This is a genomic window from Rathayibacter sp. AY1B6 (genome assembly GCF_002932755.1).
Lineage (GTDB): Bacteria > Actinomycetota > Actinomycetes > Actinomycetales > Microbacteriaceae > Rathayibacter.
This window is the reverse complement of record NZ_PSWL01000005.1, coordinates 140,995-156,241: the sequence shown is the minus strand read 5'-3', so window position 1 is coordinate 156,241 and position 15,247 is coordinate 140,995. Positions and strand designations below refer to the sequence as shown.

The following is a 15,247-nucleotide window of genomic DNA, read 5'->3' as shown; positions in this document are numbered from 1 at the left end:
GGGGTAGGGGGGGAGGAGGGGGTCAGGAGGAGACGCGGGCGCCCTCGCGCAGGCCCTCCTCCTTGGCCTGCTGGACCAGGGCGGCGACGCGGCGGCGCGAGCGCGAGCGGCCGGCGAGCAGCGCCGCCAGGATCAGGGCCACGCCCAGCAGCACGAGCAGCTGCGGTACCGGCACGGCCGCGACGGTGATCGACTGGGTCACGGGAGCGGCGGACACCGGCTCCTGATCGGCCGCGGCGACGGTCGGCGCGATGGTCAGATCGGCGCCGACTCCGAAGAGGGGCCAGATGCCGTCGAGCTGCACCGAGACGCTGCGCCGGTCGCCGGGCAGCAGCTCCTGCTGGGGAGCATCGGCCGCGACGACGGGGGCGGTGGCGCCCTGAGCGCTCGCCGTGCCGTCGAGCAGGAGGCGCACGTTGCCCGTGTTCACCACGTCGGCGACGAGCGAGAGGGAGCCGGGCTGGAACGGGTTCCAGGAGAGGCGGTAGTCGCTGGCCAGGTCCTCGACGGAGAAGGAGGGGGTCACCTCGCCGGTCACGCGGGTCATCACGCGGAAGCCGATGCGGCTCTCCACTCCGACGTTCGCGCCTCCCGCCTCGGTGCCCTGCGAGAGGACGGAGGCGGCGATGCCGGCGGCGTGGTCGCCGGGGGTGGCGTTGTCGGGGACCGTCACGGTGAACGGCACCACGCCGCTGCCGCCCGGATCGACGGTCACGGTCTCGGGGGCGGAGATCCACAGTCCGGCGTCGACCGACTCCTGGTCGGAGTTGAGCATGTTGAAGCGGCCGGTATCGGTGAAGTAGCCGTCGGCGCTGGTGATGCTGAAGGTCACGGGCTGGTCGCTGAGGTTCCGCACGACCGCCTCGTCCGAGGCGCTGGCGCCGGGGGCGAGCTCGAGTTCGACCCACGCGCGCTTGTCGGGCACGCCGTCGGTGGAGGGGCTGACCGCCCAGGTGATCGCGCCGTCGGCCGCGACGGCCAGCGGGGCGGCGCCCACGCCGAGGAGGGCGACGACGAGCGCGAGCAGCGCGGGGAGGAGCGGGCGGCGGGGAGCGGCGGAGCGGCGCGGAGCAGTCATCAGAACCTCATGGTCGCACGGGGGAAGCACGACGCGGCCGGGCGGGCGGGCCCGGCCGCGTCGGCCGTGATGGGATCGCGGCCGAGGGAGTGCGTCCCCGGCCGCGACGGGTCACTCGAAGAGCGACAGGGTGATGGTGGACGAGTACGCGCCGGCGTCCACGTTCACGGGGGTGCGGAGGAAGAGGTCGGCGTCGGCGCTCCAGGAGCCCTCGGGGTTGACCTGCTGGGAGTTGCTGGCGACGATCGCGAGCAGCTCCTTGCCCTTCAGGCCGACGCCGTTGACGCCGCCGTCGATGACGGTGCCGACCTCGTCGCCCGCGGCGACCTCGCCGAGGTCTCCACCGTCGACCAGGTCCGGGGTCCAGCCCAGGTTCTCGGCGCCGATGGTCGAGCCGTCGGCCGACGTGAAGTCGCTCGCCGTGCCGATGACGTACCACGCGGAGTCGGGGGAGACGTCCGCGGCGTCACGGGTGTCGGTGACCGTGACGGTGGGCAGGGTGCCGGTGAACTGGCGGCGGACGTTGTCCGAGCCGGCCTCGGTGAGCGTCGTCGAGTCCGCGGCGACGGTCATCGAGAGGGCACCGGTCCCGGGCAGGTCGGCGATGTTGACGTTGACGTCGACGTCGTCGTTGCCGTAGTTGGCCTCGGCGGCGAAAGCCGTTCCGGCGACTCCGAGCAGGAGGACGCCTCCGGCCAGTCCGGCGGCTCCGCGGATCAGAAGGGATCGGGTGTTCATGTCGGGTGTTCTCCGTTCTTCGGCCGGCGTCGTCGCCGGCTCGATCTCAGTGGGGGTGGGTCGATGCCCGCGGGTCAGCTGCAGCTTGCCGCGGAGTAGGGGGCGGTCGTGGAGGCCGTGGCCGGCTTCCCGGCGACGAACGCGGTCGCCGTGGCGGTCGCGGATCCGTCGGTCACGCTGGTCGCCCGGGTGGTGAAGGCGGCCGAGACGGTGGCGCCGGGAGCGACGTCCGCGAAGCTCTTGGAGCCCCACGTCGTGCCGATCACGATCTTCGCGGCGAAGGCGTTCGGGTTCGTGGCCGTCGCGGTGACGACGATCTTCCCGGCGACGCAGCGCGTCGTGGAGGTCGCGGTCACGGCGAGGGCGGGAGCCGTGTCGGTCACGGGGCCGACGGAGGCGGAGGCCGTCGCCGGCGTCCACTGCGGCTTCGCGGCGGTCACGGCCACCGAGATCGTCGCTCCGCGGTCGGCGGCGGTGAGCGTGTAGCTCGACGCCGTCGCGCCGCTGATCGCGGTGCCGCCGCGCTTCCACTGGAAGCCGGTCGCGGTCCACGGGGAGGAGGCGGAGGCGGTCAGCGTGCTGCCCACGGTCGCCTTCCCCGAGATCGAGGCCGCGAGCGGTGCGGTGTCGACGACCGTCTGCGGCGCCACGCTCGTGAGGGTCGGCACGACCTTCTTCATCAGGCCGGTGGCCGGGTCGAAGAATACCCTGTCGATGGTGGTCTCGCGGTGCTGGCCGTCTCCGCCGGGGATGGCGAAGCGGTGGTACGCGATGTACCAGTCGTCCGTGCCGGGCACGTTGACGATCGAGTTGTGGCCCGTGGCGAGGATGCCCTGCGACGGGTCCTTCTCGAGGATCACACCGCGGTACGTCCACGGTCCGTCGACGCTCGTCGCGGTGGCGTAGCCGACCCTGTAGTTCTCGGAGCCGGTGTCGTCGATCGAGTAGGTCATGTGGTACAGACCGTCGCGGTAGTTCAGGAACGCGCCCTCGCGGAAGTCGGTCAGACCGCTGATCTTCTTGATGGTCCCGGGCTTGATCGAGACCATGTCGTCGGACAGCTCGCCGTAGAGCGGGTCGCCGTTGCCCCAGAAGAGGTAGCTCTTCCCGGTCTTCGGATCGGTGAACGCGGCCGGGTCGATCGCCTGACCGGACCGCACGGACTCGCCGTTGGTGATCATCGCGGTCGGCTGCGCCGTGAACGGGCCCATCGGGCTGTCCGCGACCGCGACTCCGATCGTCTTGCGGTTCAGCGAGGAGTTCTCTCCGGAGAAGTAGAAGTAGTACTTCCCGTTCTTCTCGGTGATCGTCGGCGCCCAGGCGTTGCCGGTCGCCCACGGCACGTTGCCGTTCGCGCCGTCGAGGGTGAGGAAGGGCTGCTCCGAGCGGGTCCAGTCGACGAGGTTCTTCGAGGACCAGGCGTAGAAGGTCTTCCCGCCCCAGCCGGCGAAGCCGTCCGAGGTGGCGTACAGGTAGTAGGTGTCGCCGAAGACCGCGATGTTCGGGTCCGCGTTCAGGCCGGCCAGGACGGGGGACTTCACGACGACGGCCTTCAGGGTCCAGGTGGTCGCGGTGCCGCCGGTGGCGGGCGTGAGCACGACCGTCTGCGGGGTGGAGAGGTCGCGGACGGTGCCGGAGGCGGGGCTCGCCGTGACTCCCGCCGCGGTGGAGAAGGTCGGGGTCAGCTTCGTCAGATCGGTCCCCGGCTTCACCGGGAAGGTCACCGTCCGGCTCGCCGAGTCGACGATCGGGGCCGTCTTCAGGACGTCTCCGCTGAGCGACAGGTCGACCAGGGCCGACGTGTTGCCGGAGGCGGCGAGCACCTCGGAGGCGCTGAGCGCCCGGTTGTAGACCGAGAACTCGCGGATCTGTCCGCGGAAGCGGTTGTCCGCGTCGTAGTTCGAGCGTCCGATGTAGTTCGCCGAGGTGGAGCCTCCGCCGATGTCCTTCGGGTCGGTCGTGACGGTGCCGCTGGCGACCTTCACTCCGTCGAGGTAGATCGTGCCGGTGGTGCCGGAGAGCGTGTACGTCAGGTGCGCCCAGGTGCCGCGGGGGAGGGCCGAGCCGCCGGCGACGGTCTGCTCGGTGGTGTAGTTCCCGGTCGCGATGCTGGTGCGGTAGTTGTTGCCCGAGGTGAAGAGGTAGCCGTCGCCGGCGCCGTTCGTGGTGTTGCCCAGGCCGTAGAGGAAGTAGTTGCCGCCCTGCGCGGGGTCGATCCAGACGTCGGACTGGATGGTGAGGTCGGTCACTCCGGCGAGCAGGTCGTTCGGCAGCTTGACGTAGTCGTCGGTGCCGTCGAGCTGCAGGGCGCCGTCCTTCCAGGTGCCGCCCGAGGGCAGCGTGCCGTTCTGGTTGTTGCCCGAGCTGTCGCGCACCGTGGTGCCCGAGCCGCCGTCGAAGGTGTAGCGGAGGATCTCGCCGGCCGCGTTGACCGGCTTCGCGGCGGGGCCGGTGCTGCTGGTGCCGTAGGCGGCCGTCAGGCGCGCCTCCTCGGCGCTCGAGAGGCGGAGCACCGAGCCGTGGCGGAAGGGCTTCGAGAACGAGTACGTGTTCGCGCCGGTGGTGCCGACGGGAAGCGCCGTGAACCGCATGTCCGCGAGGGTGTCGGTGACGTAGGCGGAGTAGCCGAACGAGTCGCCCATCACGACCCAGCGGCCGTCGGGCAGCTGGTAGACGGTGAGGCCCTCGAGGTGGTCGGAGAGGCCGCGGGACTTCTCCTCGCCGAAGCCGATCACGCGGGTCCACGGGCCGGCGAGGCTCGGGGCCTTGTCGACGACCGTGCGCCAGTCGGCGGTGGAGAAGCGGTAGTACGTGTCCCCCTCCTTCGCGATGGTCGTGTCGATGATGCTGCCGCGGCTCCCGCCGCCGGCGGCGGGGTTCTCGTCCAGCCAGACCTTCGGGGTGGAGAAGCTGACGAAGTCGCGCGTGGTCGAGACGTAGACGCGCTGGGCGGAGGCCCCGCCGGTCAGCGTCTTGTCGCGGGCGGCCCAGTAGACGTAGTACTGGCCGGTCGCGTCGTCCCAGATCGCCTCGGGAGCCCAGACGTTGCCCGCGTCGGGGAAACCGGCGAAGACGATGCTCTGATCGCTCCAGTTCACGAGGTCCGTCGAGCGCCAGACGACGAGGTTCTTGCTCGCGTTGGTCTGGTCCCAGGTGCCGCCGGGAGCGGTGCCCTCGGCGTGCAGGTCGGTGCCGATGATCCAGTACTCGTCGCCGGTGGGGGAGCGCACGAGGTGCGGGTCGCGGACGCCGAGCGTGCCGCCGAGGTTGGCGAGCACGGCCTTGTCGTTGTTGAGCTTCGACCAGTGCAGGCCGTCGGTGCTGGAGCCGAAGTAGATCTTCTCGTAGTCGGTCGAGGCGAAGTGGGTCCAGAGGTAGCCCGCGTCGTACTCGGTGTCGAGGTTCGCGGGAGCCGCGCTCACCGTGACGGGCAGCTGCCGGGTCGCGGTCGTGCCGGCGATCGTGGCGGTGAGCGTGACGGGCGTGGCAGCGGACTGGCGCTTCACGACGCCGGTCGTGCTGAGCACGGCCGTGTTCGAGGAGGACCAGGCGACGTCGTAGGAGCCGGCCTTCGCGGGCAGCGTGACGTTGCCGCGGACGTCGCCGGCGTTGACGATCGAGAGGGCGTCGAGCGCCTTCTGGGCGTCGGCGTTCACGTCCTTCGCGGGCACGGTGACGGTGAAGGTGCGGGTGGTCGAGGCCGAGCCGCGGGTGCTCGTGGCGGTCAGGGTGACCGAGGAGACGCCGGTCGCCGGCGGCGTGACGACTCCGCTCGTCGAGACGACCGCGGGGTTGCTGGAGCTCCACGTGATCGCGGAGCCGTTCGGGCCGCTGGTGGGCAGCGCGAGGTTCGCCTGCACCGAGGAGAGGTCGCCGAGGTTCAGGGCGGCGGAGTCGCGGGAGACGCGGGTGCTGTCCGTGGCCTGGAGGGTCGCGACGTCGGCCGCGCTGAGCGCGGTGCTGTAGACGCGGAAGTCGCGGACCGAACCGGCGAGGGTCTTGTCGGCGGTGTAGACGGAGCGGCCGATCGCGTTCGCGGTGGTGGTGCCGTTGCCGATCGCGGCGGGAGTGATGGTCACTCCGGTCTGCTGTGCGACCTGGGTGCCGTCGAGGTAGAGGCGGGCGGTGTCGCTCGCGTCGTCGAGCGTGTAGGTGAGGGTCTTCCAGACGCTGCGCGCGAGGTCCGCGTTGGAGTTGACGGTCTGCTCGGTGGTCCAGTTGCCGGTGGCGATCGAGGCCTTGTAGCCGTTGCCCGTCGTGTAGAGGTAGCCGTTCCCGGCGCCGTTCGTCGTGTTGCCGAGGCCCCAGATGAAGTAGGGCGTGCCCTGGTTCGCGTTGACCAGGACCTCGGTGCTGACCGTGATCGAGTTCAGGCCCGCGAGCAGATTGTCGGGCAGCTTGACGTAGTCGTCGGTCCCGTCGAGCACGACGCCCGCGGCTCCACGAGGAGCGGCTCCGTTGACGAGCGTGCCGGTGCGGCCCTTGCCCGAGCTGTCGGCGACGGTCGTGCCGCTCGTCTCGTCGAGCGCATAGCGCAGGACGAGACTGTCGGACGGAGCGGCGCTCGCCGACTGGGCCGTCAGAAGAGGGACGGTGAGGGCCACGGCCGTCACGAGGACGAGTGGTCGCAGGAAAGGCTTCATCGCGCTTTGCTCCAGGGTCGGCACCATTGCTGAGGGGAGGGAGTGTGCCGGCTTCGTACGCGGCAATGTTCACGGTAACACTATGGTGACGTCAACGTGAAGAGCCTAACCGGATCAATTCTGCGACACTCCCGGCGAAGGGTAGAACCGGTTCGACGCGCGCGCGTCCGCAGAGCGGTACCGGCCGCGTCCTTCGGGAGGGTCAGTCGCGGGGCAGAACGCGCGCGCGGCCCAGGGTGCGGTCCATGGACCGCAGGGTCGGGAAGCCCGCCTGCCTCGCGACGGCGGCTCGGGCCGCGGGTGAGGAGGAGGGGTGGGCGGCCAGCAGCGACGTGGCGAGGAACACGCGCCGGTCGCGGAGGGAGGCGGCCACGGTGGTCCCGCTCCGGCGGAACGCGCGGTCGAGGGTCGCCCGGGAGACCCCGAGCCTCGTCGCCAGTTCGACAGCCGTGAAGCCCGAGTCGCCCGCCTCGGCGTCGATGAGAGCGGTCGCCCGCAGGAACAGGGCGGCGAGTCCGCCCTGCGGATGCTCTGTGCGCAGACTCTGCTTCACGAGGGCGGCGGCCGTCGCCTCGAGTGCGCGGCGCAGCTCGGGGAGTCCGGGGTCCTCCGGCGAGAAGGCCGCGTTCAGGGTGGCGTTGACCAGTGAGACGAAGGCTCCGCTGTAGCCGTCGGCGGCGGGATGCTCGTGGGGCTCCTCCCCGGCGGGGGCGCCGGTGAGCCCGAGGCGCTGCCAGGGCGTCCGCAGGGCCAGCCAGGCCGAGTCCTCGTCCGCGCCGATCCGCATGCCGTCGTCGCTGCGGAGCAGTGCGAACCCGCCGGGCCTCACGCGCACGGCGGCGCGGTGGCCCTCGATCCGGACCTCTCCGGCGACCGGCACGACGAGGTCGACGGCGGCCCGGTCCTCGGGGCGGGCGGGTCGGTCCGTCAGGAGGGTCCCGGGCGTGTGCCAGAGGCGGCTCAGCCGGAAGCCGTCGATCGCGAGCACGTCGCCCGCGACCTGCAGGGGAGGCGCGCTCTGCTCGGACGCCCAGCCGACGCTCCTCAGCCAGGCGTGGGCTCGGGGACCGCTCAGGTGCAGCGACTCGACGAGGCCGCTCGTGGCGGCCGGCTGCTCGGAGGCGGTCACCGGGCTCCTTCACAGCGGGGACGGGGTGCGCGGGCGGGGTCCACGCTAAGTCGGGAGGAGAAGGCGCGGGCAGGGGACGGCGCGTTCCTCCGAGGAGGTGGCGCTCGGACCCGGGCGGGAGGAGCAGTGACGGCCCTCCTCGACCGATGCCCGCTAGGACTCGGGCGTGGAGGGCCGTCGGGAGCCGGTCAGGCGCAGGCGGTCGTCGTCTTGATCCAGTGGGCGGCGAGAGTGCCGTCGGCCTTCCGGGTGACCCCGGCGGTATTGGGCTCGGTGCTGGCACCGGTGCCGACCTTGGTCCACACGCGCGTCGCCAGGACGTAGTGCCAGACGTCGCCGTTGGACTTCACCGCGACGGCCCCATCGGCCACGAAGCCGTACGTGTGGACGAACCCGGAGTTCTCCTCTACGCTCGCGAGCCCGCTGCTGTACCGCAGGACGCCGTTCTTGATCCAGTGGAGGAAGGAGTCGCCGTTCTGCTGCTGCGTCAGCCCGACCGTGCTCGGTCCGGTGTCGGCGCCCGTCCCGACCTGGTTCCACGCATTCTTTCCGGGGTCGTACTGCCAGAGCTCGCCGTTCGACTTCACGGCGGCGGCGCCTCGCGAACCCAGACCGTAGACCCGGAGGAACTGGGAGTTGTTCGGCAGGGTGGCTGCTGCACCCTTGCCGAGCTGGACGACCCCGTTCTTGATCCAGACCACATCGACGACACCTGCCGCAGTCTTGCTGAGGCCCGCCGCGCTCGGCTCGGTGCTGGCGCCGGTGCCGATCATGGCCCACGCCTTCTTGCCGTTTCCGTTGACGAGGGTGAAGCTGTAGATGTCACCGTTCGACTTCACGGAGACGTTCCCGTCGGCGCCCTGGCCGTACGTGCGGACGAAGCCGGAGTTGTTCATGACCGAGGCCAGACCGGTGGAGTACTGCAGGACTCCGCCCTTGATCCAGTGGGCGTAGTACTTCCCGTCCGCCGACTGGCTCGCCAGGCCCGCGGCGCTCGGCTCGGTGGACGCACCCGTCCCGAGCTTCTTCCAGCCGTCGGCCCTGGTGTACTGCCAGACGTCGCCGTTCGCCTTGATGGAGACGTTGCCGTCCTCGCCCTGCGAATAGGTGTGCACCCAGCCCGAGTTGTCCTGGATCGGGTCGGGTACCCTTCCGTACTCCAGCACGCCGGTCTGCCGGACCGGGAGCGAGGTGCTGGCCTGCGCCGAGCCGGCGGCAGCGGAGGCGGTGCCGGCCGAGGGGCCGACGATGACGTCGCCGGCCGGGATGGTGGCGACTCCGCTCCCGTCGGTCACGTACGTGCCGGTCGCGCCCGACCGGAACCGGAAGCCGGCCGGGAGCGAGACCCGCACGGGGACGCCGGAGACGATGCCGCCGGTGAGCGTCATCGTGATCGGCGCCGTCGTCGCCGTGCAGGCGATGCTGTTCGCCGGCACCGGGCCGAAGGCGAGGGTCTGAGTGGTCGAGGCCGCTGCGGCGGGGGTGGCCGTCGCTGCGGCGATCACGGGCAGGGACCAGGTGGCGCCGGCGACGACGGTGCGTCGGCTCAGCGGACCCTGTCCAGCAGGGGTGGTGTCGGAAGTCACGGTGAAGCTCCTCGGGATCTCTTCTCGCCTGCGGGCCGAGCGGGAGACGGTCGTCCCTCGCTCGGCCCGCCGGCGGACACGGCGGTCGTCGTGCCGCTGGGGAGTCTTCCGTCGGCTCCTCGACCCGGCCAAGTGACGGAGGACAGGTGAGGAGGAAGTGGCGCCGGCCTGAGGCGGAAGTGACGCCGCGCCGGGTCGTCGAGTGAGGGCACGAAGAAGGGATCGGCGATCTGATCAGGGAAATCGTCGACACCTCGTCGTCGTCGGGGAGTCTCCGGAGCGGCCGGTGGCGCCGGGGGAGCGTGATGTCATCGATCCCGTGACAATCGGCGTCCCGCGGAGCTGCGAATGCTCCTGCGAAGAGGCCGATCCACGCGACGAGTGCTCGCGGATCGGACGCCTACAGGGGGAGGGAGAGCCGGATGGCATCGACGGCGGCGATGTACGAGTACATGCACGAGCGGTGGAACAACGCGGGAGCAGGTGCTCCCGGCGTGCGGATCGAGGGAGCGGGCGCGCCCGGGAACGGAGTCTCGAGGGTCTGGGCGCCGCTCGGGTGCCGCCTCGACCCGGCGGCCGCGCCGGAGTCCCGTCCGGCGTCCGGCGTCCACCTGATGCTGATCGTCGAGGGCGGCGGCGTCGTCCGGCAGGAGGGACGGGTGCTCGAGCCCTCCGGGAACCAGATGGTGATCCTCGAGGCCGAGCCGCAGACGCAGTTCCTCTTCCCCGGGCCCAGCGTGACCTACAGCTGGGCGTTCGACGACCGGGTCCTCGGGAGCCGGTGGATCAGGGAGCGGCTCGGCGAGGTGCTGCCGGTCGAGCCCGCGCTCTGGGCGCCCGCACGCGCTCTGACGAACGGCGTCGTCGACGGCGACCCGGCCCTCTCCGAGCGGCCGGCGGTCGCCCGGGCGGGCGAGATCCTTCTGCGATCAGTCGTCGAGAACGCGGCGCCGCGGACCCGTCGCGGCGGTGGCCACGTCTACGGAGAGGCGATGGCGCTGATCGAGGACCGGTACGGCGACCCCGCCTTCACCGCTCGGATCCTGGCCCGCGAGATGCTCGTGTCCGAGCGGTCCCTCGCGCGGGCGTTCTCGTTCCTGGGGCGCACGGTCCGCGAGGAGCTCGACCGGCGCCGAGCCGGAGAGCTGCGCCATCGGATCGGAGGCCGACCGCGGAACCCGGCCGAGTTCGTGCGCGAGGCGGAGGAGTCGGGCTTCGCCTCGATCGAGTCCGCGCAGCAGGCGCTGTGCGGGCTGGACAGCAGGCCGTGAGGACCGGGCGTGCGCCGGGCGTGTGCCCCGTCGTGTCCCCGTCGCCGGGACACCGTCCGGCCGCTGGGCGAACCGCCGGCCGAGCGCTCCTGTGAGAAGGCTCATATCCACGGCGGGTGGGCGTCCGTCGGAGAGGATTCCGGTCTGGACCACGGGGAGGGTGATGACGGGCCGGTCGGGAACAGAGGGAGAGCGGGTCGTCGCGGCCTGGAACGAGCTGGCCGCGGGTGCGTCGGGGCTGCGGGTCGATGTCGCGGGGGAGGCTCGACGTCGCCTGATGCGCGTGTGGGCGCCTCAGGGGGTCCGCCTCGAGCCGACGGGTGCCGAGCTCCACGACAGCACGCTGGGTCCGCGCGCGGTCCTCGTCACCGAGGGCGGAGCGTCGCTGGAGTACCAGGGGCGACGGCTCGAGGTCGGCTCGGACAGTGTCGTCCTCCTCGACGCGCGGGCGTCCGGACGGGTCGACTTCACCGCATCGACGCTCGCCTACGTGTGGCGTCTGGACGCGTCGGCGCGGCGCGGACCGTGGGTGCGCGACCGCCTCGGCGAGGTCGTGCCGGTGCCGGCACCGGTCTGGACGCCGCTGCGTGCCCTCGCCAACAGCCTCCTGGAGCCCGGCACTCCGCCCGGCGCGCTGCGGGCGGGCGAGCTGATGCTCGAAGCGGTGGTCGAGCGCAGCGCTCCGCTTCATCCGCGCCGCGATGCCGCCCGGGTCTACGCGGACGCGGTGGCGGTGATCGAGGTGCGCCATCGCGACCACCGCTTCACCGCGGGCGAGCTGGCCCGGGCGCTGGGGGTGTCCGACCGGGCGCTGGAGTCGGCCTTCGCCATCCTGGGCCGGACGCCCGCCGCCGAGATCGATCTGCGACGGACCGGGGCTCTGCGCCGACGGATCGGCTCCCGGCTGCGGGCCCGCGCCGACCTCGCGCAGCTGGCCGAGGAGTCGGGCTTCGCGTCGGCCGATCGCGCCGCGGAGGCCCTGGACGGTCTCGCGCGAGGCAGGTGAGCCTCCTCCGCGCCCGCGGGCGCACGACGGCGCCCCCTCGTCCGCGGGGACGAGGGGGCGCCGGTGGTGATCGGGCGTGAGCCCGGTCAGGTCTTGCTGCGGGCCATCACGGCGCGCTGGAGGAGGACGAAGACCAGGAGGATGCCTCCGGTGATGATCGTGGTCGCCTCCGGCGGGATGCCGCCGTCTCGGGTGATCAGGACGTTCATCAGGCCGAGGACCAGGGCGCCGACCACCGAGCCGAGCACGAAGCCGACGCCGCCGGTGAGCAGCGTGCCGCCGATGACGGTCGCCGCGATGGCGTCGAGCTCCCATCCGGTGCCGGTGATGTTCTGCGCGCTGCCGAGGCGCGCCGTGTAGACCACGCCGGCCAGACCGGCCAGGGTGCCGCTGATGATGTAGATGAACAGCTTGGTCCGCACGACCGGCAGGCCCATCAGGGCCGCCGACTGCTCGGAGCCGCCCATCGCGTAGACCGTGCGGCCCAGGCGGGTGCGGTGCAGCACGAAGAACGCGCCGGCCACGACGAGGATCGCGATGATCACGCCGGGGCTGATGACGAAGTCGTTGACCTTCGGGCCGTCGATCAGCTTGATCGGGGCGGCGAGGCTCAGCACAGGCGAGTCCTCGGGGAGGCGCTCCGGGACGGTGCTCAGCATCGAGGCGAGACCGCGGGCCAGGAACATCATCGCCAGCGTCGCGATGAACGGCTGGACGTTGAAGTACTGGATCAGCACTCCCGAGATCACGCCGAAGAGCCCGCCGATCACGACCATCAGGACCATCACGAGCCAGGGGTTCCAGCCGGCGTTGATCAGGAGCACGCCGCTGACGCTGCTGAACGCGATCACCGCACCGACCGAGAGGTCGATGCCGCCGGTGAGGATCACGAAGGTGAGGCCCACGGCGAGGATGATCAGGTGCGCGTTGTTGACCAGCAGGTTCGAGATCGTGCTCGCCTGCAGGATGCGGCCGTACGCCGCCTCGCCGTAGACGATCATCCCGAAGAAGATGATCAGTGCTGCCAGGGTGGGCAGCTTGTCCAGGTGCTGGCTCAGCCAGCCGCGCGCCCCGGAGGTGCGCTTCGTGCTCGCCGGAGGGGCGGAGCGGGTCATCACGGCACTCATGCGGGGATCGCCTCTTTCTGCGGGACGCTGCGGCGCGCCTCGCGACGGGACTTGAAGGCGGAGCGGACGCGCTCGGACTGCAGGAGGCAGAGCGCGACGATGACGATCGCCTTGAAGGCGGGCGTCGCGGAGGACGAGACTCCGAGGAACACGACGGTCTTGTCGAGGGTGGCGATCAGGATCGCGCCCACGGCGGCTCCGGTGATGTTGAACTTGCCGCCGGCGAGCGAGGTGCCGCCGATGACGACCGCGAGGATCGCGTCGAGCTCGAGCTGGTAGCCGGTGCGCGAGACGTCGACCGTCATCACGCTCGCGGTGGCGAAGACGCCCGCGACTCCGGCGAGGATGCCGCTGCCGATGTAGGCGGTCATCAGCAGGCCCCGGCGGTTGATGCCCGCCAGGCGGGCCGCCTTCGGGTCCATGCCGATGGCCTCGATCATCAGGCCGAGCGCGCTGCGGCGCACCAGGACTCCGACGACCACGACGATGGCGATGGCGAGGAGGAACACGACCGGGAGCCCGAAGACGTACCCGTTCGCGAGCCAGCGGAAGGGCTCGTTGGTGGCGGCGGTGTTCTGACCGCCCGTGATGACCTTCGCCAGGCCTCGGCCCGCGAGCATCACGACCAGAGTGCTGATGAAGGGCTGGAGGCCCACCACCGAGACGAGGATGCCGTTCACGGCTCCGAGCACCGCGGCCACCAGGAGGGCGATCGCGAAGGCTCCCGCTGCGGCGCCGAGCGACTCGGGCGCTCCCGCGGAGTTGAGGAACTCCATCGAGACGGCGCCGGCGACGACCATGATCGAGCCGACCGAGAGGTCGATGCCCCCGGTCGCGACGACCAGGCACATGCCGACGGCGATCATCAGGATCGGGGCGGAGGCGCGGGCGATGTCGATGACGTTGCCCACGAGGTAGCCGGTGGTCGGGCTGACCGAGACGGCCAGGTAGCCCGGGTCCTTGACGACGTTGATGAGGAGGAGCAGGGCGATCGCCACGACTCCCCAGAAGTACTGGCGGCGGATGATCCCGCCGAGGACGGAGCCCCGGGCGGGTCGGGTGTCGCTGCTCATGATGCGGCCTCCTGCGTGGCGCTCTCGAGGACGACGACGTCCTCGTCGACGACTCCCTCTGCGGCGATGGTAGTGACGATCGACTCCGCGGTGACAGAGGGACCGTTGAGGATCTCCGCGATCACGCGGTGGTCCTTCAGGACGATGATGCGGTCGCTGAGGCGGACGACCTCGTCGAGCTCGGACGAGATGAAGACCACGGCGACGCCTTCGCCGGCGAGGGCGACGACCTTCTCCTGGATCTCGGCCTTCGCTCCGACGTCGATGCCGCGGGTCGGCTCGTCGAGGATGAGGATCTCGGGGGCGGTGGCGAGCCAGCGGCCGAGGAGGACCTTCTGCTGGTTGCCGCCGGAGAGCTTGCTGATCGGGCGGTCGGGATCGGCGGGGCGCACGTTGAGCTCGACGAGGTACTTGCCGACGATCTCGTCCTTCTCCTTCTTGGAGAGGGGGCGGGCCCAGCCGCGCTTGGCCTGGACGCCGAGAATGAGGTTCTCGCGGACCGAGAGGTCGCGGATGATGCCCTCGTCGCGGCGGTTCTCGCTCGAGAACGCGATCTTGTGGGCGAGGCCGGCGGTCGGCGTCGGGACGTCGATCTTCTTGCCGTGCATCGTGATCTCGCCGGTGTCGGGCTTGTCGACGCCGTAGATCAGGCGCGCGAGCTCGGTGCGGCCGGAGCCGAGGAGTCCGGCGAAGCCGACGACCTCGCCGCGGTGCAGCGTCAGGTCGGTGCTCTCGATGGAGCCCTTCTTGCCGATGCCCTTCGCGGTGTAGAGCGGGGCGTCGCGGTAGAGGTGGTCCTGGCTCTCGCGCTCGGAGTCGAGGGAGCGCAGCGCTGCGATGTCCTTGCCGATCATCTTCGAGATCAGCGAGGTGCGGTCGAGCTCGTGGGTCAGGTACTCGCCGACGAAGGTGCCGTTGCGCAGCACCGTCAGGCGGTCGCTGATCGCGTAGACCTGGTCGAGGAAGTGCGAGACGAAGAGGATCGCGACGCCCTCCGCGCGGAGGCGGCGGATGACGACGAAGAGGTTCTCGACCTCGTTCGCGTCCAGGCTCGAGGTCGGCTCGTCGAGGATGAGCACCTTCGAGTCGCTCACCGTCGAGCGGCTGATGGCGACCAGCTGCTGCATCGCGATCGAGAGCGAGGCGAGCGACTGGCGCGTATTGAGGTGGCCGAGGCCGAGCTTCTCGAGCGCGACCTTCGCGGCCTGGTGGGTGGCCTTCCAGTTGATGCCGAAGGGTCCGCGGACCTCGTAGCCGAGCATCACGTTCTCTCCGATGGAGAGGTTCGTGACCAGGTTGACCTCCTGGTACACGGTGGAGATGCCTGCGGCCTGCGAGTCGGCGGTGCCGGTCAGGCGACGGGTCTCCCCGTCGATCACGATGTCTCCGCTGTCGATGCGGTAGACGCCGGTGAGGGCCTTGATGAGCGTGGACTTGCCGGCGCCGTTCTCACCCATGAGGGTGTGGACCTCGCCCGGGAACAGGCGGAAGTCGACGCCGTCGAGGGCTTTCACGCCGGGGAAGCTGATCGAGATGTTCTTCATCTCGACGATCGGAGGCGAACCTGTCATGTCGCGTCGTTCCGTTCTCGAGCGG

At 71.0% G+C, this 15,247-nt stretch carries 10 protein-coding genes; 2 read left to right on the top strand and 8 right to left on the bottom strand.

Annotated features, from left to right (window positions below; translation table 11 throughout):
• Positions 1–22: 22 nt before the first annotated feature.
• The 5 genes from C5D08_RS04170 to C5D08_RS04150 form a co-directional block, all read right to left on the bottom strand.
• Positions 23–1,078 carry a WxL protein peptidoglycan domain-containing protein gene (locus C5D08_RS04170; protein ID WP_104275964.1) on the bottom strand — a complete coding sequence of 352 codons (1,056 nt, stop codon included), beginning with the start codon at positions 1,076–1,078 and terminating at the stop codon, positions 23–25.
• A 111-nt stretch (positions 1,079–1,189) separates the two neighbouring features.
• Positions 1,190–1,816, bottom strand: coding sequence for a hypothetical protein (locus C5D08_RS04165; protein ID WP_104275963.1), 627 nt, complete (start codon positions 1,814–1,816; stop codon positions 1,190–1,192).
• 74 nt (positions 1,817–1,890) lie between these two features.
• A complete protein-coding gene (locus tag C5D08_RS04160; RefSeq protein ID WP_181110185.1) occupies positions 1,891–6,459 on the bottom strand; it encodes a family 43 glycosylhydrolase in 4,569 nt (1,522 codons plus the stop codon).
• 202 nt (positions 6,460–6,661) lie between these two features.
• Positions 6,662–7,588 (bottom strand): AraC family transcriptional regulator, encoded by a 927-nt coding sequence (locus tag C5D08_RS04155; RefSeq protein WP_104275961.1) that lies wholly within the window; start codon positions 7,586–7,588, stop codon positions 6,662–6,664.
• Between the two features lie 188 nt (positions 7,589–7,776).
• Positions 7,777–9,174, bottom strand: coding sequence for a hypothetical protein (locus C5D08_RS04150; RefSeq protein ID WP_104275960.1), 1,398 nt, complete (start codon positions 9,172–9,174; stop codon positions 7,777–7,779).
• Between the two features lie 422 nt (positions 9,175–9,596).
• Here C5D08_RS04150 and C5D08_RS04145 point away from each other — a divergent pair, with 422 nt between their 5' ends.
• Both C5D08_RS04145 and C5D08_RS04140 read left to right on the top strand, forming a co-directional pair.
• A complete protein-coding gene (locus C5D08_RS04145) occupies positions 9,597–10,445 on the top strand; it encodes a hypothetical protein (protein WP_104275959.1) in 849 nt (282 codons plus the stop codon).
• 163 nt (positions 10,446–10,608) lie between these two features.
• Positions 10,609–11,451, top strand: coding sequence for an AraC family transcriptional regulator (locus C5D08_RS04140; RefSeq protein WP_104355577.1), 843 nt, complete (start codon positions 10,609–10,611; stop codon positions 11,449–11,451).
• A gap of 86 nt (positions 11,452–11,537) precedes the next feature.
• Here C5D08_RS04140 and C5D08_RS04135 read toward each other — a convergent pair whose 3' ends face one another.
• From C5D08_RS04135 to C5D08_RS04125, 3 genes are read right to left on the bottom strand one after another with little or no spacing between them, the layout of a single operon-like run.
• Positions 11,538–12,578 carry a sugar ABC transporter permease gene (locus C5D08_RS04135; RefSeq protein ID WP_104275957.1) on the bottom strand — a complete coding sequence of 347 codons (1,041 nt, stop codon included), beginning with the start codon at positions 12,576–12,578 and terminating at the stop codon, positions 11,538–11,540.
• On the bottom strand, positions 12,575–13,651 hold the full coding sequence (locus C5D08_RS04130; RefSeq protein WP_104275956.1) for an ABC transporter permease: 1,077 nt from the start codon (positions 13,649–13,651) through the stop codon (positions 12,575–12,577). Before C5D08_RS04130 ends, C5D08_RS04135 begins: the two co-directional genes overlap by 4 nt.
• Positions 13,648–15,222 (bottom strand): sugar ABC transporter ATP-binding protein, encoded by a 1,575-nt coding sequence (locus tag C5D08_RS04125; RefSeq protein ID WP_104275955.1) that lies wholly within the window; start codon positions 15,220–15,222, stop codon positions 13,648–13,650. The genes C5D08_RS04130 and C5D08_RS04125 overlap by 4 nt, the downstream gene beginning before the upstream one ends.
• Positions 15,223–15,247 lie beyond the last annotated feature (25 nt).